Here is a 19,614-nt window from a genome sequence, read left to right on the forward strand (position 1 = left end):
GATCCTAGAAGCGGACCCGAGCGTTGAAGCGGAACGTGCGGCCGGGCTCCAGATGCGGCATCACGCCGTCGAAGTCCTGGCCGTAGCTTGCGCGGCTCGTATAGGCCTCGTCGAAGATGTTTCGCGCTTCGGCCCGCAGCGTGATGTTCTGCATCTGCGGCGGCGTGTATTCGACGAAGGCGTTGACGACCTCATAGGCCGGCAGGGCCACTTTCGGCGATCCGGGATCGCTCGGGTGACGCACCAGGGTACGATCGTTCGCAAGTCCGAATTCCGCGTCGGCGCCGATAGTGACCCCGTGGTTCTCGAAGGTGTAGCCGGCTGTCAGCATGATGATCTCGCCGACGGGGGTCGTCAGGTAGCGGCCGACTTCGGTATCCGCTGGAATGCCGTCGACGTCGGCATAGACGTTGACGTATTTGGCGCGCACGAAGCCCGGACCCCAGTCATAGCCGGCGCCGATTTCCCAGCCCCACGAATCCAGATCGTAGGAGCGGTTGGGGTCGGCCGAGGGGAACCGCGCATTCCGAATGTCGGTCTGGAAGATGCCGGCCTCGACGGTGAACCCGTCGAACCGCGCTTCGAGACTGCCGGTCAGGTTGACGGATGTCACCGGTTCCGGGCCGGATCCGTAGGTCCAGGTCGTGCGGTGGATGAAGTTTTCCGCCAGCGGCACGCCGCCCCAAACGCGCGCAGCGCCCGCCTTTACGGTTAGGAAATCGGGCAGCAGGTCGTATTCGCCGGAGATGTTGCCGCCGACGCCCGCATTGGTCCAGTCCGATCCGTCGACGCCGGTGAACCACTGGTGGTCGGCACGGCCGCCGAACGAAATACGCGTCCGGTCGAACGGCTCCAGCCGCGCCTGCGCGTACGCGCCGATATTGGACGCGCGCTCCGTGGTCAGTTCGGGCGGAACGGCATCGTAGTTGAGATGCGCCTTGTCGTTGTAAAAGTCGACGCCGGCGGTCACGCTGCCGATGTCGAAGGCGAACTTGTTCTCGACCTTGCCGTTGAAGCTCGCTGTGGTGCCGATTGCCGGGGCGACGATCTCGCCCGTCCTGAAATCGTAGAACGGCGTCTCGACCTGCGTGCGGCTGTAGGCGAGCACGATCTTCGGGTCCCACATGTCGACGGGCGCGACCATGTCGTAGGTGAAGACGGTGTTCTGCCTGTTGAGCTCGTAGCGGCGTATTTCCGGCTCAAGACCGCGGTTGAAATAGAAGTTCGCACGATAGGGCCGCATCTCGTCGTCGCGCACCTGTTCGTGGCTGATCTCGAAGCGATGGCCTTCTTCCGTCTCGTAGGCGAGCTTGCCGAGCCCGCTCAGCAGGTCGGTTCCGGTGCCTGGCATCTCCTGGCCGTTGCCGGCGGTGAAGTTGCCGCCATTGGAGTAGTTCAGGTAGCCGAGAAACTCGAACCCGTCCTTTATGCCATAGGCGCTGATTCCGGTCGTGTAGGTCTCGCTGTTGGTATCGAAGGTGCCGCTGATGAAGCCGCCGAAATTGCGGCCCGGCTCCAGCAGGTCGACGGCATCGACCGTCTCGAAACCCATCGAGCCGCCAAGTGCCGCCGGTCCCGCATCGGCCGGAGCGACACCCGGCTGAACGGTCACGGCCTTCAGCAGCGCGGGATCGAGCAGGTAGGTGCCGTTGTGGTGGAAGACCTTGTTGTTCTGGCGCGAGCCGTCGACGGTGACCGCGAGGTTTGTCTCGTCGACGCCGTTGACGAAAATCTTCTGCGTGCTGGGGATGGCGCCGCCAACCGCTACGCCGGGCTCGCCGGAAAACACTTCCTGAAGGTCACTTGGCTGCTTCTTTTCAAGCTCGTCTTGGGTGATGGCGATCACATTCGTGCCGACCGTGCCTTCCGCTCCGGCGCCGACATCGAGGCGAGGCAGCAGCGTCGCACCGTTTGCGGTCGGTACGGCTTCTTCCGTCGCAGGCGCATCCTGGGTGGCAGTGTCATCCTCGCTCTGGGCGAAGGCCGCGGAAGCACTTGCAAGAAGTGCAAGTGCGGTGCCGGCAAGAAGTGCGCGGTCGAAGAACGACGTCATGTCTGAAACCCCCAGAAAATGCCCCAATCCATGGAAGCGGATAAAGCCTGCGTTGCCGGCGCCGGACAACGGAAGCCGCTGCAATGCACCGCCCGGAAGCTTTCCTAGGGTTGCTGCCGCCAAATGGCAATAAAGATGACAAAAATTCTCCACATTATATGCGATTTGGCGAAGCTGTGGCGTTCACGCAACGTGCGATCACTGTCAGCGGTGGTGCAGCACCACCGGCTGGCCATCCACGGTAGCGATCTCCATCCGGTAGCCGAAGATCTGCTCGAGCCTTTCAGGCACCAGCACCTGATCGGTGCGGTCGAAGCTGACGAGCCTGCCGTCACGCAGGGCGACGATGCGGTCGGCATAGGTGGCGGCATGGTTGATGTCGTGTAGCACAATGACGATGGTCTTGCCCTGTCGGTCGGCGAGGTCGCGCAATATCCGCATCAGCTCGCGCGCGTAGAACATGTCCAGATTGTTGAGCGGCTCGTCGAGCAGCATGCAGTCGCAACCCTGGCAATAGGCCATCGCCACCATCGCGCGCTGGCGCTGCCCGCCCGACAATGTCTCGACGAACCGGTCCGCAAGTCCGATCAGGTCGAACTCCCGCAGCGCGTCGTCGATGAGATGGCGGTCGTCGTCGGTCAGCCGGCCGCGGCTGTGGGGAAACCGTCCGAAGCCGACCAGCTCCCCGACGCGCAGGCGGCTGGAGACGAGCGTGTCCTGGCGCAGGATCGCGACCGTGCGTGCCAACGCGTCCGACCGGGTGTGCGCGACGGATTGTCCGGCGATGGTGATCCTGCCGGTCTCAAGCGGCAGCAGCCGCGCCATCAGCGACAAAAGGGTCGATTTGCCCGCACCGTTGGGTCCGACGAGGGCCGTCACGCCGCCAGGGGGAATCGAAAGCGATATGTCCTGCAGGACCGGCGTGCCCTGCCGGGCAAAGGAGACGTCTTCGATCTCGATCATTGGCGCCTCCGCGCAAACAGCAAGGCCAGGAACACGAGCCCGCCGACGAACTCCACGATAACGCTGATGACGACAGCGCCGCCGAAGCCGGCGCGACCGATGAGCTGCGCGCCGACAAGCATCACGACGCCGACGCCGCAGGCAGCCGGAAACAGAACGGCGTGGCGTCGCGTGCCGCAGATGCGCTCGGCCACCGCCACGACCAGCAGTCCCAGAAAGGCGAGCGGCCCGACCAGCGCCGTCGCGCTGGCGACGAGGCAGGCAACGAGGAGAAGGTGAGCGGTGACAGTGCGGTTCCAGTCGAGGCCGAGGCCGACCGCGGCTTCTCGCCCGAGCGCGACGACGTCGAGCGTATGCCGCGTCCGCCATGCGGCCAGCGTTCCGAGCACGGTCACGGTGGCCCCTGCGGCAAGCAGCGCTGGATCGAGTGACTGGAAATTGGCAAAACTTGCGCCTTGCAGCACGGCGAAGTCATTCGGGTCGATGAGCCGCGAAAGCAGCGATGAAAGGGAGCGGAACAGCAGGCCGAGCACCACGCCCGTCAGGATCATCATCAGCATCTCGGAGCCGCGGCGTAGCATCGGCACGAACAGCGCCGCCGAGGCTGCCATCATCAGCACCGCCTCGCCGCCGAACTTCCACGCCGGATCGAGCGCGGCGTAACCGAAGCCGCCCAGTGCGAAGACGAGCGCCGTCTGGCAGAACAGGTAGAGCGCATCGAGGCCCATGATCGAGGGGCTGAGGATCCGGTTGTTGGTAATCGTCTGGAACACCACCGTCGACACAGCGACAGCCACGGCCACCTGCACCATGCCGACGAGCTGCGTCAGCCGCAGGTTCAGGACGAAGCCGATATTGCCGCGCAGGCCGGTGAACAGGAATACGCAGGCGAGGATCGCAGCCAGCGACCAGATTATCACCAGCCGCCAGGGGACCTGGCGCGGCGCCGTCCGTCGAATGGCGTCCACAAGCTCAGCCATGGCGCGGTCTCAGGTGAAGCACGGCCAGGAAAGCCAGCGCGCCGACGACGCCCAGCACGGTGCCGACGGGGACTTCATAAGGAAAGCGCAGCAGCCGGCCGATGATGTCGCAGCCAAGCACCAGCGTTGCTCCCGAGATCGCGACCAGCGGAATTGTCTGACGCAGATTGTCTCCGACGATACGGGAGACCAGTGCCGGCACCACGAGGCCGACGAAGGGAATGATGCCGACGACGACCACCGTCAGCGCGGAGATCACCGAAACGATCACCAGCCCGAGCTGCAGCATGCGCGCATAGTCTATGCCGAGGCCGATGCTGGTCTCGCGCCCGAGCGACACGATGGTCAGCCGGTCGGCGACCCACCACGCAAGCGCGACGAAGGCAAGCGCGATCCACAGAAGCTCGTAGCGCCCCCGCAGGATTCCGGAGAACTCTCCATTGTGGATCCAGACCTCGACGAGCTGAAGCAGGTCGGCCTGCCAGGCGATATAGGTGACGGCAGCACCGACCACGCCGCCATAGATCAGGCCGAATAGCGGCACCAGGAACGGCTGCGTCGGCGGCAGCCGGTGCGCCAGCGAGAGAAAGACCGAGGTCGCGCCGAGTGCCGCGATGCTCGCGACAACGGTCTTCACCAGAATGGAAGCGCCCGGCGCCAGGATGGTGACGAGCAGGATGCCGAGGGCCGCACCCTGCGCCGTGCCGGCCGTTGTCGGCTCCACGAAACGGTTGCGTGCAAGCGTCTGCATCACCAGCCCGCCGATCGCCAGACCGCTGCCGGCGAGGATCGCGGCGAGCGTACGCGGCAGTCGGCTGGCAAACATCAGCGCGACCGCGTCCGGATCGGAAACCAGCGTTCCCGGATTCAGCGTCCCCACGCCGACGAAAAGGCTCGCCACCGCCAGCGCGGCAAGAACGGCCAGACTGCCCGCGAAGGGCCCGCAGAGCCCCCGCGACAGCGCGCTCATGATGGCGAGAAGGCGCGGGTGATCGTATCCAGCACCCGGATCGTCGACGCGACGCCTCCGGCTGCTATGTAGAAGTCGGCGGCAGGCAGGTAGACGATCTGGTCCTTCTGCCAGGCGGCGGTCGCCGCCACGAGCTCGTTGTCCAGCGTTGCCCTGGCGTTCTGCTCTCCGGAACCGATCGCCGCGGCGCGGTCGAGCACGATCAGCCAGTCCGGGTTAACCTCGCGGATGAACTCGAACGAGATCGCTTCACCATGATTGGCGACTTCGATCGCTTCGACAGCCGGCGGCAGCCCGAGCTCACGGTGCAGCCAGCCGAAGCGCGACGCTACGCCGTAAGCCGTGACCTTGGTTCCGCTGGTCATCAGGATCAGCGCCTTGCCCCTGCCGGCAACCGCTTCGCGTGCGCTGGCCAGCGCGCCGTCCAGTTCCGCCAAGAGTCCGGCCGCTTCGTCCTGCTTGCCGAACAGTTCGCCATATGTCGTCACGCGGGCGCGCGCTTCGGCAATGAGGTCGTCGCCGAACAGCGTCATGTCCACGGTGGGAGCGACGCGCGAGACCGAATCGAGCTGGGTCGACGAACGGCCGCCGACGATCACAAAATCCGGCGCCAGCGCGCTTAACGCCTCGAGATCGGGTTCGAACAGTGTTCCGACCGTTTCGGCGCCGTCGCCGACATGCCGCAGCGCATCGATGTAGAGATTGTCGGGAACGCCGGCGATCTCGACGCCGAGCCCGTCCAGCGTATCAATCGCGGCAATGTCGAAGACCGCGATACGCTCGGGACGTTGCGCAATCTCGACGGGTCCCTTTGCCGTATCGATCTCCATCGCGCCGGCAGCGGATGCGAAACCTGCGAAGATTGCGGCAAAGAAGGCGGCAGCGGCGTGTCGCATCAGGCCGCCACGCTCCATGCGAGCGGTCCCAGATCTTCGCGGAAGGCGAAGCGGAGGAGGTGCGATTCGATAACCTGCTGCGTTTGCATGCGCTGTGCGTCGTCGGGCGACTCGATTTTGATGCGGAGCTCGGTGTCGTTCGCGTCGAGGCGTGCCGTTCCGCAGACAAACTGGCATTCGCCTTCATGCGGCGTGAACGAGACAGGAATCTTGTGGGCGAAATGCTTGCAAAGCTGCTGCAGGTAGCGGCTTGCCTTTTCGGTGGCGACCGTTGTCTGGGAAGAACTCATGCGAACCGGCTTCTATATTATGACATTTGCACTCCAGTTAAACCGTCGCGTCTGCCATGACAAGAAGGGATCGTCGCCGAAAGTTATGCGCCAACGCGCATTCAGGCCTGCTGTGAGGCGAAGGTCTCCACAGCGAGCTCCACGGCGCCCGCTAGTGCATTGCCGCGCACAGGCTTGAGAATCCGAAGGAACGTCTCTGCCAGCCGGTGCTCGTAGTTCGGCGCCAGCCCGCCCGTCAGGCACAGGTGCTGGCATCCGTCCCAGACAATGGCGCCGAGTGCAGCATTCACGTCGGCTACCGCACCGGCCACAACAGCCATGGCGATGGCATCGCCCCGGTCCGCGCTTTCGAAGACGAGCGGCGCATAGCGGGCAAAATCTGCCGGTCGCGCGGTGGAACCGAATGCCACGATCCTGTTGGGGTCGTCGCCATAGTCGCGCATCACCGAGCGTGTGAGCTCCGATTCGGGCACCACGCCGTCGTAAGCGAGCAGCGTCTGTTCCATGAGCGCCCGCCCCAGGCGTGCGCCGCTGCCCTGGTCCCCAACCACGAAACCCCACCCGCCGGCGCGCAGCATCTTTCCGTCGCGCCGTCCGCCATAGACCGAGCCGGTGCCCAGCACCGCCATCACGCCGTCGTTGGGCCCCAACGCGCCGCGCACGGCAATCACCGAATCTTCGACGATGCGCGTGTCGCGAAACGGCAGGCCGGCAGTCAGGCTGCTGTGGTCCGGCTCGACGTTCGCGCCGGCCAGCCCGAGATAGGCGTGGATCGACGACAGCGGCGTATCGGCGATACCGCCGGCGGCCAGTGCGGCGCGTGCGGCGTCCACCACGCTCGCCATCGCCCCTTGCGGGTCGGTCGCCATGTTGGCGGATCCGGCCGTCGCCCGGCCCAGGATGGTGCCGTCGAGGGCGGCGATTGCCGCCCTGCACTGTGTCCCGCCCCCATCCACCGCCAGGATATAGGACATTCGATGCTCCGTTCTTCTCGGGGCGGAACGGCGGTGGTCCAGTCGAGACCGCCGCGCCGCGTCCGCTTTTGCCGCTATTGTAGGGGCGTCGAATATACCGGGGTAGGGATACTTTCCATCCGTGCCTTGATCTGCAGCGCGACAAATTTCGAGAAAAACCGCGACAGCGCGAGGTTGCCGCCCTGGAACCACAGGTTTTCCTGTGCGACCGGCTTGTACATGTTGCGCAATTCGCCATGCCACGGGCCGGGATCGTTGCGGGTGCCGGAGCCGAGCCCCCAGCAGGTACCGATCTCATCGGCGATCTCGCGCGACACGATCTTTGCCACCACCTCGTGCATCGACTGGAAGCCCGTCGACTGGATGACGATTTCGGCCTCGATCTCGCTCCCGTCGGCAAAGCGGATACCGGTCGGCGTCAGCCTGTCGATCTCCACGCCCGCTTTGATGCCGATCTCGCCGTCGATGATCAGTTGCGATGCGCCCACGTCTACATAATAGCCGGAGCCGGTACGGTAGGCCTTCATCATCAGCCCGGTCTCGTCCGGCCCGAAATCGAGTAGGAAGCCGGTCGCTTCCAGCTTGCGATAGAACTCGGCGTCGCGTGCACGGATGCGGTCGTAAAGCGCCTTCTGCTTCGGCGGCTGCAGGGCGAACGGCGTCGCGGCAGCGATCATATCGGCCTTGTCGACATCGATCCCGCGTGCGACCGCTTCCTCGGAATAGATGTCGAAGGCCATGTCCATCAGGGTCTGCGAGCGCACCACGGTGGTCGGCGAGCGCTGCACCATGGTGACGTCGGCGCCGGCCTCCCAAAGGTCGACTGCCACGTCGTGGGCCGAACTCGCCGCGCCGATCACCACCACCTTGCGGTCGCGATAGGCGGAGCCATCCGAATACTGGCTCGAATGGATCATTTCGCCGCCGAAGCTGTCGGCGCCCTTGAGGTCCAGCATCTTCGGCGGCCCATAGGCGCCGGTGGCGAAGACGAGCTGGGCGGGCCTCAGCGTGATCGTTTTGCCGTCGCGCCGCAGCTCGACCGTCCAGCGCTTTTCGGCTTCGTCGAACTGCGCAGAGACGCATTCCGTGCCGCCCCAATAGGTGAGCTCCATCACCTTCACATACATTTCCAGCCAGTCGCCCATCTTGTCCTTGGGCGTGAACACCGGCCAGTTCTCGGGAAAGGGGATATAGGGCAGGTGGTCGTACCAGACGGGGTCGTGCAACACGAGCGAGCGGTAGCGGTTGCGCCAGGAATCGCCGGCCTTCGCGTTCTTTTCGACGATCACCGTGGGCACTCCGAGCTGTTTCAGGCGCGCGCCGAGCATGATGCCGCCCTGGCCGCCGCCGATGATCAGGCAATAGGGGTCGGTCCCGTTCCCGTATGCGGCTTCTTCGGCGGCCCGCTGCTCGGCCCAGGTCGCCCGGTTGCGGTCCGCGCCGTGGCGAACGCCGTTGGCGCGGCGCGGCCCAAGAGGTTCCTCGTGCCCGTCGAGCGATTGCAGCGTCATCAGCATCGTCCGGCACTTGCCGTTTTCGAGCGTGAAGATGCCGCTCCCGCGCCCCGCGGCCGTGGCAAAGGTGAACCACGCCTCTATCGGTTCAGAGCCGGCAGCCTGTGTCACGGCCCAGTCGCGCGGGCCGGTGGCGGCAAGCGTCGCGTCCAGCATCGCGGCGATCGCAGGCTTGCCTTCCATGGTTTTCACGTTCCAGGTGAAGGCGACCAGATCGCGCCAGTAGCAATCCTCGGCAAACAGTTCCAGCGCGCCCGCCACGTCGCGACGCTGGAGCGTGCCCGCCAGTTGCGCCAGCCAGGCCGATGCCTTTGCCGCGGGTGCTGTGTCGTGCATGAAGTCCCTCCTGAAATGCCGGTCGTGCCGGCGCGCAGACTCAGTCTCCGAGCGGTTCGGAGGCGCTGCCTTTGCGATGGTTGACGACGGTGTATTTGATGCGCCTCAGCGTCTCGCGCGCATCCGCGTCCAGCCTGTAGCCGACTGCGGTGGACAGAAGATCGATGATCGCCAGAAACGCATAGCGCGAGGCGGTGGGCTTCAGCGGGTCCGGAAATTCGGGAATGGCGGTGGTCAGCGCCAGGTCGACCTCGCCTGCAAGATCGGTGGCCGGCGCCGTCAGCGCGAGGGTCTTGGCACGGTAGTGCTTGGCCAGCGCGACCGCCTCGATCACCTCGCGCGTCCGTCCAGTGCTGGAGATGGCGATGACGAGATCGTTGGGCTTCAGCGTCGAAGCCATCATCTTCATCACATAGGGGTCGGAGTGGGCGGAAACGACGACGCCGTAGCGAAACAGCCGGTTCTGGGTTTCCTGCGCGAGCGCCGTCGAGCTGCCGCCGAGACCGAACACCAGCACCTGATGGGCGTTGGCAACGAGTTCCGCCGCCCGCATGACGTCGGCCGGGTCGAGGCTGCGCTCCACCACCGCAAGCGCGTTGCGCGCCTCGCCGAACACGACGTTCCAGAGCGGCGAGCCATCCTCGCCGGACTCCGGGCGCGGCAGCGGCGAGAGGTAGAGCCGTCCGACCACCACGCTCTGCGCCAGCTTGAGCTTGAAATCGCGCACACCTTCGCAGCCGATGGCCCGGCAGAAGCGGGTGACGGTCGGCTCGCTGACGTCCGCGCGCCTGGCGATCTCCGCGTTCGATGCGTCGACCGAGAAGGTGACGTCAGCGAGAACCACGTCGGCCACGCGCCGTTCGGCGGGTCGTAGGTCGCCGTAGAAATCCTTTATCTGGGAAAGGATGTCGGGCACCGGCCGCAAATAGGGTTCGGAACCGGCCTCGTCCGGCTTTCCATTGATGCTTCGCTCCTCGTCGAGCGGCTGTTCCATCTCTGCGTCCGTCATGAGCGTCCTTCGCCTGGCCGTTCTTCGGTGCGGCCTTTGTACATGCCTAGAAGCGTTGCCGTCTCAGAAAATTGATGGAACTATGTAGGAAAGTTACGAACTGAACAAGAGCAAAACCTACGGCTTACGTAGGGTTTCAAACGTGATGCGCTGCATAATGTTTGTCGCTTGACTCGGAAAGTCGGATAGTTACAGACTGCGAGAAAGGGGTGGGTAAGATGAAAATGCCCGCCTCCTGTCGACAAGGGACTGCGCGAGGCGGAATGACGGCTAAGCAATCCACGCAACCCAAGCTCCGGGTGTCCGGTGCGACCAAGGTCTACAATACGAGATCGGGCGATCTGACCGCCATCGACCGTTGCTCGCTCGACGTCATGGACGGCGAAATCGTCGCCATCGTCGGTCCGTCCGGTTGCGGGAAGACCACGCTTCTGTGGTCGATGTCGGGCTTGCACGGCCTTACCTCGGGCGAGGTGCTGCTGGACGGAGCGCCCGTCACGGGACCCAATCCCGAGATCGGCCTGGTCTTTCAGGAAGCCAATCTGCTGCCCTGGCGCGACCTCGACGCCAACATCAATTTCCCCTTTGAGATCAAGGGCACCAGACCGGACCGTGCGTGGATCAATGAGCTGCTGCACCGGGTCGGGCTCGACGGTTTTGGCGGGCGCTATCCCCGCGAGCTTTCGGGCGGCATGCAGCAGCGCGCCGCGCTCGTGCGTGCGCTCTCCTACAAGCCGTCGCTGCTTCTCATGGACGAGCCTTTCGGCGCACTCGACGCGTTCACTCGCGAGGAGATGAACCGGCTGGTCGAGGAGATATGGATGGATACGCATACCACCATCGTCCTCATTACGCACTCGATCGAGGAGGCGATCTTCCTGTCGGACCGCGTGGTGGTGATGAGCCCGCGCCCGGGGCGTGTGGCCTGCATCCACGAGATACCGTTTCCCAGGCCGCGCTCGCTCGACATCATGGCGAGCAGCGAGGTCTTCAACCTGATGAACACGATCAAGATGGAAATCGTCGGGTCGCGGCAGAGCCGCTATCCGCGGGGCGGGACGGCCGCGTCGCCGCAGCCGGCCCGGGCAGCCGAGTGAGGATGCAGTGAGCGAGACCGACGCCATTCCCGAATTCAAGTCCAAGGGCGCCGGCGCCAGCGATGTTGGCATCACCAACATGTCCGCGCTTACCTCCGGCCCCGGTATCAAGTCGGTGCGCGAGGTCGTGGCGATCGTACTGGTGGCGGTCATCGTCATTGGTGGCACAGAGGCTCTGCTGAACATCTTCGCCGTGCCGCAATATGTGTTGCCCAAGCCGAGCCAGATCGCGGTTGCACTGGTCACCGAGTTCCCGCTGATCGCCCCGCATCTCGGCCATACGCTGGTCGAGCTCTTTGGCGGCTTCGCGATCGGCGCGTCGGTCGGCCTGATTCTGGCGGCTGTCATCACGCAGTTTCCTTTCGCCGAAAAGATCGTGACGCCCTACATCCTGCTTCTGGTCACGACCCCGATGCTGGCGCTGGTGCCGCTGCTGATCCTGCGCTTCGGCTTCGGCTACGAGCCCCGCATCATTGCGGTGGCGCTCGCATCCGGCCCGATGGTGATGATCAACGCCGCGACCGGTTTCCGCCGCGTCGACCAGGCCAAGATCGCGCTGGCGCGCTCCTACGGCGCCTCCACCTTGCAGATATTCTGGAAGGTGCGTGCGCCGATGGCGCTGCCGATGATCTTCGTCGGCCTGATGGTCGGTTCGATCTTCGGCCTGCTCACGGCCGTGGGCGCCGAAATGGTCGGCGGCGGCTTCGGCCTGGGCAACCGCCTTACTTCCTATTCGTCGATGATCCAGATGCCGCAATTCTTCGCGGTAGTCCTGATCCTCTCCATTCTGGGCATCCTCATCTACGTCTTCTTCTTCCTGATGGGAAAGAAGTTCGCGAGCTGGGAAGCCTGATCGAAATCCGGTGCCGGGAGGATTGGCGCCGGGAACGGGAACAACGCAACGTTCCATCAACAGGGGAAAAGCAATGAACAAGCTCTCGATGTCAGGCAATCTCAGTCGCCGCACCTTCCTGCAGGTCTCAGCAGCCGGCGTCGTCACCGCCAGCTCGCTGGGCACGCTTGGACGTGCTGTCGCGGAACCCTATTCGAAGTTCACCTGGATCTCGCCGCGCGGCACCCTCGAGGTGCTCGACGACTATCCGTACTGGATCGGCAAGAAGATGGGCTACTTCGACGATCTCGGCGTGGAGACCGACATGCAGCCCGGGCCTTCCGACGGCACGGCGACGGTGAAGTTCGTCGATGTCGGCCAGGCCGACATGGGCTTTCCGTCTCCGGGCGTCTTTTCCTTCGCGCTCGAAAACGGCATGAAGCTCAAATCCGCCTTCCATATGGGCGCCAAGGACACGTTCAGCCTGGCGTTCCGCAAGGGCGAGGGCACCAACGATCTCAAGACGCTCGAAGGCAAGACGATCCTTCTCGGGTCCGCCGCATGGCAGTCGATCGTCGATCCGATGCTCGCGGTGCAGGGCGTCGACGTCAGCAAGGTGAAGTATGTCGAGGCGGGCTGGCCCACCTGGGCCACCGCGCTCAAGGCTGGCCAGGGCGACGCCGCGCTGGGCTGGGAAGGCCTGCGTGCCGAGTGGATCGGAACCGGGCTCGATTTCGAATACTGGCTCGGCGTCCAGCATTCGCCGCTCTTTGCCAACACCTTCGTGGTGCGCGCGGCCGATCTGGAGGACCCCGACAGGAAGGCCTTCCTCGACAAGTATCTGCGTGCCTGGGCGATGGGTCTCGAGTTCGGCTACCAGAACCCCCGCGCTGCGGTCGAGGCCGTGTTCGAACAGTTCCCGACACTGGCCAGCAATATCGGGCCGGAACTTGGCGTCACCTCGATCCTCCAGCAGATCAACGTCTTCCGTGGCGACATGGACAAGCGCGCTGGCTGGGGCGATCACGACATGGCCGCCTGGCAGACCTTCTTCGACGAGATCCACAAGCTCGGCCAGATCAGCTCGCCGGTGAAGGCTGAGGATGTGTGCTCCAACGCCTGCATCGAAGCGGCCAACGACTTCGACCACGACAAGGTCAAGGCCGATGCCGATGCCTACGAGTTGACCGAGGCTTTCGCCGCGATCGACGTCGAGAAGGTGAAGGCCGGTCTCTATGCGCAGGCAGTGCCGGGCTGAAGACGGCATCGAAGGAAGTTCGGCGGGCGGCATATGCCGCCCGCGCCACAAGGCACGTAGATTTGGGAGGGCGGCATGGCCGACGCGGTTAAGGTTCTAGTGGTTGGGCTTGGCAATATGGGTGCGTCGCACGCCAGCGCCTACCATCGTAATCCGGGTTTCGAGATCGTCGGCCTCATGAGCCGTTCGATCAAGTCGAAGCTGATCCCGGACGAACTCAAGGGCTATCCGCTCTTCGAGGATTATGACGAGGCGCTGAAGGCAACGAAGCCCGATGCGGTTTCGATCAACAGCTGGCCGAACACCCATGCCGAATACGCGATAAAGGCGATGAACGCCGGCGCGCACGTCTTCATGGAAAAGCCGCTGGCGACCAACATCGAGGATGCCGAGGCGGTGGTGAAGCTCGCGCGCGAGAAGAACCGGAAGCTGGTGCTGGGCTACATCCTGCGCGTTCACCCGAGCTGGATGAAGTTCATCGAACTCGGCAAGACGCTGGGCAAGCCGCTGGTCATGCGGCTCAACCTCAACCAGCAGAGCAATGGCCCGGCCTGGAGCTGGCACAAGAACCTGATCGACAGCCTCATTCCGATCGTCGATTGCGGCGTGCATTATGTCGACGTGATGTGCCAGCTCACCGAGGCCAAGCCCGTGCGCGTGCACGGCATCGGCGCCAAGCTGTGGGACGATGCCGCCAAGCAGAACTACGGCCATCTTCACGTGACTTTCGATGACGGGTCGGTCGGCTGGTACGAAGCCGGCTGGGGACCGATGATGAGCGAGGAAGCCTTCTTCGTGAAGGACGTCGTCGGCCCGCGCGGCGCGGTTTCGATCGTGCCCGGCCATTCCGAGGGCAAGGACCAGCTTGCGGACATCTCGGATTCGGCCGACATCGACCGCCATACCAAGACCGACGCGATCCGCTACCACCACGCCGAGGTCGGCCCCGACAAGAACTTCGTCAAGAAGGACGAGATGTTCAACATGGAGGACGAGCCCGGCCACCAGGACCTGTGCGACCGCGAACAGGAATTCTTCCTGAAGGCGATCCGCGAGGATCTTGACCTGAGCGAGTCCATGGACGCGGCCGTCAACAGCCTGCGCATCGTGCTCGCGGCGGAGCAGTCCATCCACGAAAAGCGGGCCATCGAACTCGCGTGAGTTGATGACCAAGGTCAGAGCAGGCGCGATGCCGGCCCCAGCAACCGGAGAAACCCGATGAGTGAGCCGGCGGCCGCCCAGGCCTTCGACCTTGTTCTTGCCGGCGGTCGTTTGCTCGACGAGCGCAACGGCGTCGATGGCGTCATGGATGTCGCGGTCAAGGATGGCCTCATCGCCGCAGTCGGCGAAAACCTCGCTGTAGGCGCGCGCCGTGTCGAGGACGTGAGTGGTTCGATCGTGGCCCCCGGCCTCATCGACATCCACACCCACGTCTATCACAAGGCGACGTCGCTGAGCGTCGATCCCGGCTTCATCGCCCGCCGCTCGGCGGTGACCACGATGGTCGATGCCGGCAGTGCCGGCGCCGGCAACTATGACGGCTTCCGCGACTATGTGATGGCGCATTCGCCTTATCGGATATTCGCGTTCCTCAACATCTCCTTTCCCGGCATTTTCGGCTTCGACAAGGGGCTGTTCATCGGCGAGGCGACGCTGCGCGAGATGCTGCCGGTCGACCGGTGCGCCGCCAAGGTCGAGGCAAACCGCGACCGCATCGTCGGCGTCAAGGTGCGGATCGGCGGTCCCGTGACGGGCGAGCTTGGCCTTGGCGCACTGGAACTCGCGCTCGAGGCGGCCGACGCCGTCGGCCTGCCGTTGATGACCCATATCGGAACCGCGCCGCCGAGCTACGCCGATGTCGTCTCCATGCTGCGGCCCGGCGACATCCTCACCCACTGCTATCGACCGGAGCCGAACTCCGCGCTTGGGCCGGACGGCAAGGTGATGCAGGCGCTGCTGGACGCGCGCGAGCGCGGCGTGATCTTCGACATCGCGCACGGCATGGGCGCATTCGGCTACGATACGGCCGAAGCCGCGCTGCGGGACGGTTTCCTGCCAGACCTCATTTCCTCGGACGTGCATGTGATCGCGGTCGAAGGCCCCGGCTACGATCTCCTGCACACGATGAGCAAGCTGCTCAATTGCGGCCTGACGCTGCCGCAGGTCATCGGCATGTCGACCAGCCGCCCCGCGCTCGCGATCCGGCATCCAGAGCTTGGGCATCTCGGTGTCGGCGCGCCTGCCGACATCACCGTCCTTCGCCAGGTCGACAGCGACTACGTCTTTGCCGATGTCGAGGGCAAGACCCGTCAGGGTTCGACGCTTCTGCAGCCAATGGCCGTCTATCTGGGCGGTCGTGAGATGGAGGTCGCGCGTCGCCCCTTCGAGGAGCCGTTCCTCCTCGGCGGTCACGGCCGCTGCTCGTGCTGATGCGGGCTGAACCGCTCAGCACTGCGCGGCTATCATCAGCATCATCGGGCGTTCGAGCTCCTCGGCAAGCGCCGGCTGTTCCCTGACTTGTTCCGCCGAAGGCGCGAACTCGGCGACCCGGCGGATCGAAAAGCCTGCTTCGATCAGCGTGTTCAGGGTCGTTGCCATGGTCCGGTGATGCTTCACAACGCCCTTGGCAAACCAGTCGGTCCGCCGTTCGCCCTCGATGGCGTAGCGGTTGACGGGCCACGTCTTGCGGCCGTCCTCGTCCTGGATCCAGTGCGGATGCGTGGCGGCCATGAAGATCGGATGCTCTATTGTGAAGACGAACCACGACCCAGCGGTGAGCGCCCCATGCACGGTTCGCGCAAGGCGCGCAAAATCCTCGACGTAATGGAAGGTCAGCGAGCTGAACGCGAAATCGCATGACGCTTCCGGCAGCTCCAGGTCGTCGAGGTCGGCAATCACATAGTCGATGGCGGCATCGTTAGTATCGGCTCGGGCGCGGGCGATCATGTTGGTAGAAACGTCGTAGCCGCGCACGCTGGCGGCCCCGTTTTCCCGCATCCAGCGTGAAACCCAGCCAAACCCGCAGCCGAGATCGATGGCGCGCTTGCCTGAAAGGTCTGGAATCATCCCCCTCACCACAGGCCATTCGGGCGCGCCCGCGAGCCCGCGAGTCTGCCGCGGAAGTTGCGAATAGCCGCCGAAGAAGTCGGCGTTGTCATAGATGTTCTGCGCCATGGTTGTTTCCCGGATCGGCTCGAACCGGCTGCTTTGCACACGCGGTCCTGCCCGGCAAGCGAGACACGGCAGCTCATGCTCATCGATCGTCCACGTATGTGGATGAAAGGTCGCCAATATGACGGATTTCAACCGGGCGTCCACGTTGCCACATAGGTCGCGGATCAACCGCGCAGCAACATATGAGGCAAGGCAATGCGATATCCTGAGAAGAATGCAGTCATTATCGGCGGGAGCCATGGCATGGGGCTCGCCACCGCCCGGCTGCTGGCCGCGGAAGGCGCCAGCGTGCTGATCACCAGCCGCAATGAGCAGAACCTGCAGTCAGCGCTCGCCGAACTCGGCGGCAAGGCGCACGCCGCCCGTTCCGACATCGCCGACATGGGCGATATTGCCCGGCTGGGCGACACTGTGCGCGACAAGCTCGGCACGATCGACCTCCTGCATGTCAATGCCGGGCTCGCGGAACTGGAACCGTTCGAGCAGGTGACGGAGGCCTCTTACGACCGCCAGTTCACCATCAACACCAAAGGCGCGTTCTTCACGATCCAGCGACTGGCGCCGTTGATCCGCGAGGGCGGCGCGATCGTGGTGACGTCATCCGTCGCCGACGAAGGCGGAGAACCCGGCATGAGCGTCTACAGCGCTACCAAGGCCGCGTTGCGGTCCTTCGCCTCGGGCCTTGCAGCCGAGCTTCTGCCGCGTGGCATACGCGTCAACGTGGTCAGCCCCGGTTTCATCGACACGCCCACTGCGGGCGTCGCAGGCATGTCGGATGAGGAGCGCAGGGCCTTCCACGAGGTCGGTAACGCCGTCACACCGATGAAGCGCAACGGAACTGCGGAAGAGGTGGCGCGCGCGGTCGTCTTTCTGGCGTTCGAGGCGACCTACACCACCGGGGCGAAGCTCGCGGTCGATGGCGGTCTCGGCCAGAAGATAAGTGCGCCGCAATAAGCGGCATCCGACGCTTCGGCGGAGTTATTTGCGTTCTTTCAGCTCTCTGCCCGTGTCTGAGAAAGCGCTGAAATCCGACACTTCTGCAAAGCCGGCATAGGAGTCTATCCAGCTCCGATGCCGGAAAATCCGCTCGAACGGATCGAAAAGGTCCACGGTGGGGCCCTGGTTCTGGGCCCTCGACGTGTCCTTGGGTTTGCTTCTGGGCTTCGCGGTCATCTCGTCCTCGTTCGTGAGGTTGCCCGCCACACCGTTACCATTGTCACGACCGCCCTAAGCGTTCGTTAACCGACTTGTTAACCCGGCGCATCGGAGAGCATTGGCGAAGTGCGGAGAGAAGCCGGTTTAGACGGGTGGCGCTTGGCAAACGTCACCCGCCGTCGGCCATTGTTCAGGGCACCTGCCGGATACTGCCGCTGCCCTTCACCTCCGAGCGCCGCATCACGGGGCCGCCCGACAGTTCGACATCGCCACTTCCGGATACGAACACGTCGGCATCGACATGCGCTGTCAGGCTGGCGTCGCCGCTGCCTTGAATGTTTACCCGCACCGATTTGGCGGTCAGCTTTTTCAACGCAGCGTCGCCCGAACCGGAGATGTTCACATCAACGGCATCGGCTGTGCCGTTTGCCGAGACACTCCCGCTGCCACGGATTTCCAACTGCACCGACTTGGCGGTGAGGCCCCTCAGCTCCGTGTCGCCTGAGCCAGAAATGTTTACTTTGACGTCATCCGAGGTGCCGTCGACGTAGACGCTACCGCTGCCTCTGATCGCCAACGCGAGCTTCGGCTGGTTGATTTGCGACAGATTCAGAACGCCACTGCCGCGCAGTTCCCAACGGGTGATGGACGGTCCCGACAGTTTCACATCGAGCCGCGACGCAAACCAGCCGGGATCGCAATCCAGTCCCAGTTGGCCGGCTTCCAGACGCACGTGATCGAGTAAGGCCGGATCACCGGTAATCACGACTTCGGCCATGCCGCCTGGTTGATAATGAACGTTGGCAGGAATGTGGATCGAGAAGCTGTCGGTTGCTGTCAGCGGCAGCGTTCGCTGCCGCGAGGCAGAGTCTGCGGGTCCGCAGGTCGATTCTCCCATGCCCAACAAACGCGATGCGTCAGCCCAACTCGCTCCCGCAAGAGCGATACCAAGCGTCAGGAACGCTACGGCGCCCAGTGAACCCGCCATTGCAACAAATGCCAGTTTTCGAGTCATTTCAGTACGCTCCGTATCATTATTAATGTCATGAATTTCAGACGTCGCGTCGGCCCGGCTGGGCAGCACGAAAATGCAATCGGGCATAGTGGCCGAACATGCGGATGCCGGCGCTGACACCCATCAACAGGAGGGCACCACCGCCAAAGAAGCCGCTCACAAGTCCGGCTCCGATGAACAGGCGCCCCAACAGCTCGGACGTCGCTTCGCCGAAGAGCAGGGCCGTGGCGATGATCTTCAAGCCAACCGCGCCGACAGCTATCAGCACGATCGCGAAGGCTATTGCCAGAACGACCGCAACGATCAGCAACGGCAGGAAGAAGATGAGATCGACCAGGGCAAGACCTGCCAGCGCCGCAGTCGCCGTTACCAGGTTGCCGAGGCTCCATTGGCTTTCGAAGCGCCTCAATCCTATGTCGGCGCGCAGTTCCCGGGCAATCCGCGCCGGATCGCCAAGAGCGTCGGCGACATCGGCTTCATGTCGGCCATCGGCAATGGAATCGGCGAAGTGGGCTGAATAATCGGCGAGGATTTCGTCGACTTCCTCCGCCGGAAGACCGGCAAGCCCCTGTTTCAGTCTCTCCAGAAACGCATCCCTGGTCATCGTTCATCCTCGAGAAGTTTATCGACCGCCACGGCGAAAGCCCGCCAGTCTTTGCGATGCGCTTCAAAGACCGTCTGGCCCAGCGGCGTGAGCCGGTAATATTTGCGAGGCGGTCCGCTGCTCGACTCCACGAGGCGCGTCGTAACAAGGCCTTCGTTCTGCATCCTGCGCATCAGGGGGTAGATCGTGCCCTCGCCCATGCCGACGGCCGTGACCAGCGTGCTGGCAATCTCGTAGCCATAGTTCTCCCCCCGCGACAGCACTGCCAGGACACAGAGATCGAGAACGCCCTTTCGCAGCTGGATTTGGATCGAGTCGGTCATGGGAGCTCCGGATTTGGAGTCTAGATATAGCAAGCTACCGTGTTATGCACGGTAGTGTCTCATATAGCAGGTTATTGCTGGAAAGCGGCGGTCAAGGCGCATGCAAGCGGAATGTCTGCTTCTCGCAATCGCGAACTTTATCTCAGCGGTCGGCGCGGGGGCATGAACCGG

At 63.9% G+C, this 19,614-nt stretch carries 19 protein-coding genes; 6 read left to right on the top strand and 13 right to left on the bottom strand.

Translation table 11 applies throughout. The features are described 5' to 3' along the window. Nucleotides 1–4: 4 nt before the first annotated feature. The 9 genes from ACVJNE_RS08660 to ACVJNE_RS08700 all read right to left on the bottom strand — a co-directional run bounded on the left by ACVJNE_RS08660 (nt 5) and on the right by ACVJNE_RS08700 (nt 9,985). A complete protein-coding gene (locus tag ACVJNE_RS08660) occupies nt 5–2,053 on the bottom strand; it encodes a TonB-dependent receptor domain-containing protein (RefSeq protein WP_499564722.1) in 2,049 nt (682 codons plus the stop codon). Nucleotides 2,054–2,257: 204 nt separating this feature from the next. Beyond that, on the bottom strand, nt 2,258–3,016 hold the full coding sequence (locus ACVJNE_RS08665) for an iron ABC transporter ATP-binding protein (RefSeq protein ID WP_499564724.1): 759 nt from the start codon (nt 3,014–3,016) through the stop codon (nt 2,258–2,260). Next, on the bottom strand, nt 3,013–3,996 hold the full coding sequence (locus tag ACVJNE_RS08670) for an iron chelate uptake ABC transporter family permease subunit (protein WP_499564726.1): 984 nt from the start codon (nt 3,994–3,996) through the stop codon (nt 3,013–3,015). Before ACVJNE_RS08670 ends, ACVJNE_RS08665 begins: the two co-directional genes overlap by 4 nt. Next, the gene (locus tag ACVJNE_RS08675; RefSeq protein ID WP_499564728.1) at nt 3,989–4,966 is read right to left on the bottom strand and encodes an ABC transporter permease; all 978 of its coding nucleotides are present in this window, start codon (nt 4,964–4,966) and stop codon (nt 3,989–3,991) included. The genes ACVJNE_RS08670 and ACVJNE_RS08675 overlap by 8 nt, the downstream gene beginning before the upstream one ends. After that, nucleotides 4,963–5,862, bottom strand: a complete 900-nt coding sequence (locus ACVJNE_RS08680) for a siderophore ABC transporter substrate-binding protein (protein ID WP_499564729.1) — start codon at nt 5,860–5,862, stop codon at nt 4,963–4,965. Before ACVJNE_RS08680 ends, ACVJNE_RS08675 begins: the two co-directional genes overlap by 4 nt. Beyond that, a complete protein-coding gene (locus ACVJNE_RS08685) occupies nt 5,862–6,152 on the bottom strand; it encodes a DUF2218 domain-containing protein (RefSeq protein ID WP_499564731.1) in 291 nt (96 codons plus the stop codon). Before ACVJNE_RS08685 ends, ACVJNE_RS08680 begins: the two co-directional genes overlap by 1 nt. A 101-nt stretch (nt 6,153–6,253) precedes the next feature. Continuing rightward, the gene (locus ACVJNE_RS08690; RefSeq protein WP_499564733.1) at nt 6,254–7,126 is read right to left on the bottom strand and encodes a glucosamine kinase nucleotide-binding domain-containing protein; all 873 of its coding nucleotides are present in this window, start codon (nt 7,124–7,126) and stop codon (nt 6,254–6,256) included. Nucleotides 7,127–7,200: 74 nt separating this feature from the next. Next, nucleotides 7,201–8,976: an NAD(P)-binding domain-containing protein gene (locus tag ACVJNE_RS08695; protein ID WP_499564735.1), complete on the bottom strand. Its 1,776-nt coding sequence runs from the start codon at nt 8,974–8,976 to the stop codon at nt 7,201–7,203. A 40-nt stretch (nt 8,977–9,016) separates the two neighbouring features. Continuing rightward, nucleotides 9,017–9,985, bottom strand: a complete 969-nt coding sequence (locus ACVJNE_RS08700) for a MurR/RpiR family transcriptional regulator (protein ID WP_499564737.1) — start codon at nt 9,983–9,985, stop codon at nt 9,017–9,019. Nucleotides 9,986–10,248: 263 nt separating this feature from the next. Here ACVJNE_RS08700 and ACVJNE_RS08705 point away from each other — a divergent pair, with 263 nt between their 5' ends. The 5 genes from ACVJNE_RS08705 to ACVJNE_RS08725 all read left to right on the top strand — a co-directional run bounded on the left by ACVJNE_RS08705 (nt 10,249) and on the right by ACVJNE_RS08725 (nt 15,602). After that, nucleotides 10,249–11,082 carry an ABC transporter ATP-binding protein gene (locus tag ACVJNE_RS08705; protein ID WP_499564739.1) on the top strand — a complete coding sequence of 278 codons (834 nt, stop codon included), beginning with the start codon at nt 10,249–10,251 and terminating at the stop codon, nt 11,080–11,082. Nucleotides 11,083–11,089: 7 nt separating this feature from the next. Next, entirely contained in the window at nt 11,090–11,935 is an 846-nt protein-coding gene (locus ACVJNE_RS08710) for an ABC transporter permease (protein ID WP_444728351.1), read from the top strand. Between the two features lie 73 nt (nt 11,936–12,008). Then, nucleotides 12,009–13,172 (top strand): ABC transporter substrate-binding protein, encoded by a 1,164-nt coding sequence (locus ACVJNE_RS08715; RefSeq protein WP_173188118.1) that lies wholly within the window; start codon nt 12,009–12,011, stop codon nt 13,170–13,172. 75 nt (nt 13,173–13,247) lie between these two features. Then, nucleotides 13,248–14,333, top strand: a complete 1,086-nt coding sequence (locus tag ACVJNE_RS08720; RefSeq protein WP_499564741.1) for a Gfo/Idh/MocA family protein — start codon at nt 13,248–13,250, stop codon at nt 14,331–14,333. 57 nt (nt 14,334–14,390) lie between these two features. Then, on the top strand, nt 14,391–15,602 hold the full coding sequence (locus ACVJNE_RS08725) for an amidohydrolase/deacetylase family metallohydrolase (RefSeq protein ID WP_499564743.1): 1,212 nt from the start codon (nt 14,391–14,393) through the stop codon (nt 15,600–15,602). Nucleotides 15,603–15,617: 15 nt separating this feature from the next. Here ACVJNE_RS08725 and ACVJNE_RS08730 read toward each other — a convergent pair whose 3' ends face one another. Beyond that, entirely contained in the window at nt 15,618–16,346 is a 729-nt protein-coding gene (locus ACVJNE_RS08730; RefSeq protein WP_499564745.1) for a class I SAM-dependent methyltransferase, read from the bottom strand. A 195-nt stretch (nt 16,347–16,541) separates the two neighbouring features. Between ACVJNE_RS08730 and ACVJNE_RS08735 the strand changes: the two genes are divergently transcribed. Then, nucleotides 16,542–17,300, top strand: a complete 759-nt coding sequence (locus ACVJNE_RS08735; RefSeq protein WP_368801683.1) for an SDR family oxidoreductase — start codon at nt 16,542–16,544, stop codon at nt 17,298–17,300. Between the two features lie 391 nt (nt 17,301–17,691). Here the strand turns inward: ACVJNE_RS08735 and ACVJNE_RS08740 are convergent, their stop codons facing one another. Genes ACVJNE_RS08740 through ACVJNE_RS08750 form a run of 3 tightly spaced genes read right to left on the bottom strand, consistent with a single transcriptional unit; the run spans nt 17,692 to nt 19,443 of the window. Then, on the bottom strand, nt 17,692–18,516 hold the full coding sequence (locus ACVJNE_RS08740) for a GIN domain-containing protein (RefSeq protein WP_499564748.1): 825 nt from the start codon (nt 18,514–18,516) through the stop codon (nt 17,692–17,694). Nucleotides 18,517–18,553: 37 nt separating this feature from the next. Further along, entirely contained in the window at nt 18,554–19,120 is a 567-nt protein-coding gene (locus tag ACVJNE_RS08745) for a DUF1700 domain-containing protein (protein WP_499564750.1), read from the bottom strand. Next, on the bottom strand, nt 19,117–19,443 hold the full coding sequence (locus ACVJNE_RS08750; protein WP_499564752.1) for a PadR family transcriptional regulator: 327 nt from the start codon (nt 19,441–19,443) through the stop codon (nt 19,117–19,119). The genes ACVJNE_RS08745 and ACVJNE_RS08750 overlap by 4 nt, the downstream gene beginning before the upstream one ends. Nucleotides 19,444–19,614: the final 171 nt, after the last annotated feature.

Source organism: Mesorhizobium sp. DxT (assembly GCF_058448885.1).

Coding starts and splice junctions, on each gene's coding strand:
- ACVJNE_RS08675 (WP_499564728.1), bottom strand. CDS start 4,966: ATGAGCGCGCTGTCGCGGGGGCTCTGCGGGCCCTTCGCGGGCAGTCTG.
- ACVJNE_RS08735 (WP_368801683.1), top strand. CDS start 16,542: ATGCGATATCCTGAGAAGAATGCAGTCATTATCGGCGGGAGCCATGGC.
- ACVJNE_RS08665 (WP_499564724.1), bottom strand. CDS start 3,016: ATGATCGAGATCGAAGACGTCTCCTTTGCCCGGCAGGGCACGCCGGTC.
- ACVJNE_RS08715 (WP_173188118.1), top strand. CDS start 12,009: ATGAACAAGCTCTCGATGTCAGGCAATCTCAGTCGCCGCACCTTCCTG.
- ACVJNE_RS08680 (WP_499564729.1), bottom strand. CDS start 5,862: ATGCGACACGCCGCTGCCGCCTTCTTTGCCGCAATCTTCGCAGGTTTC.
- ACVJNE_RS08745 (WP_499564750.1), bottom strand. CDS start 19,120: ATGACCAGGGATGCGTTTCTGGAGAGACTGAAACAGGGGCTTGCCGGT.
- ACVJNE_RS08750 (WP_499564752.1), bottom strand. CDS start 19,443: ATGACCGACTCGATCCAAATCCAGCTGCGAAAGGGCGTTCTCGATCTC.
- ACVJNE_RS08730 (WP_499564745.1), bottom strand. CDS start 16,346: ATGGCGCAGAACATCTATGACAACGCCGACTTCTTCGGCGGCTATTCG.
- ACVJNE_RS08695 (WP_499564735.1), bottom strand. CDS start 8,976: ATGCACGACACAGCACCCGCGGCAAAGGCATCGGCCTGGCTGGCGCAA.
- ACVJNE_RS08660 (WP_499564722.1), bottom strand. CDS start 2,053: ATGACGTCGTTCTTCGACCGCGCACTTCTTGCCGGCACCGCACTTGCA.
- ACVJNE_RS08685 (WP_499564731.1), bottom strand. CDS start 6,152: ATGAGTTCTTCCCAGACAACGGTCGCCACCGAAAAGGCAAGCCGCTAC.
- ACVJNE_RS08740 (WP_499564748.1), bottom strand. CDS start 18,516: ATGACTCGAAAACTGGCATTTGTTGCAATGGCGGGTTCACTGGGCGCC.
- ACVJNE_RS08690 (WP_499564733.1), bottom strand. CDS start 7,126: ATGTCCTATATCCTGGCGGTGGATGGGGGCGGGACACAGTGCAGGGCG.
- ACVJNE_RS08725 (WP_499564743.1), top strand. CDS start 14,391: ATGAGTGAGCCGGCGGCCGCCCAGGCCTTCGACCTTGTTCTTGCCGGC.
- ACVJNE_RS08705 (WP_499564739.1), top strand. CDS start 10,249: ATGACGGCTAAGCAATCCACGCAACCCAAGCTCCGGGTGTCCGGTGCG.
- ACVJNE_RS08700 (WP_499564737.1), bottom strand. CDS start 9,985: ATGACGGACGCAGAGATGGAACAGCCGCTCGACGAGGAGCGAAGCATC.
- ACVJNE_RS08670 (WP_499564726.1), bottom strand. CDS start 3,996: ATGGCTGAGCTTGTGGACGCCATTCGACGGACGGCGCCGCGCCAGGTC.
- ACVJNE_RS08720 (WP_499564741.1), top strand. CDS start 13,248: ATGGCCGACGCGGTTAAGGTTCTAGTGGTTGGGCTTGGCAATATGGGT.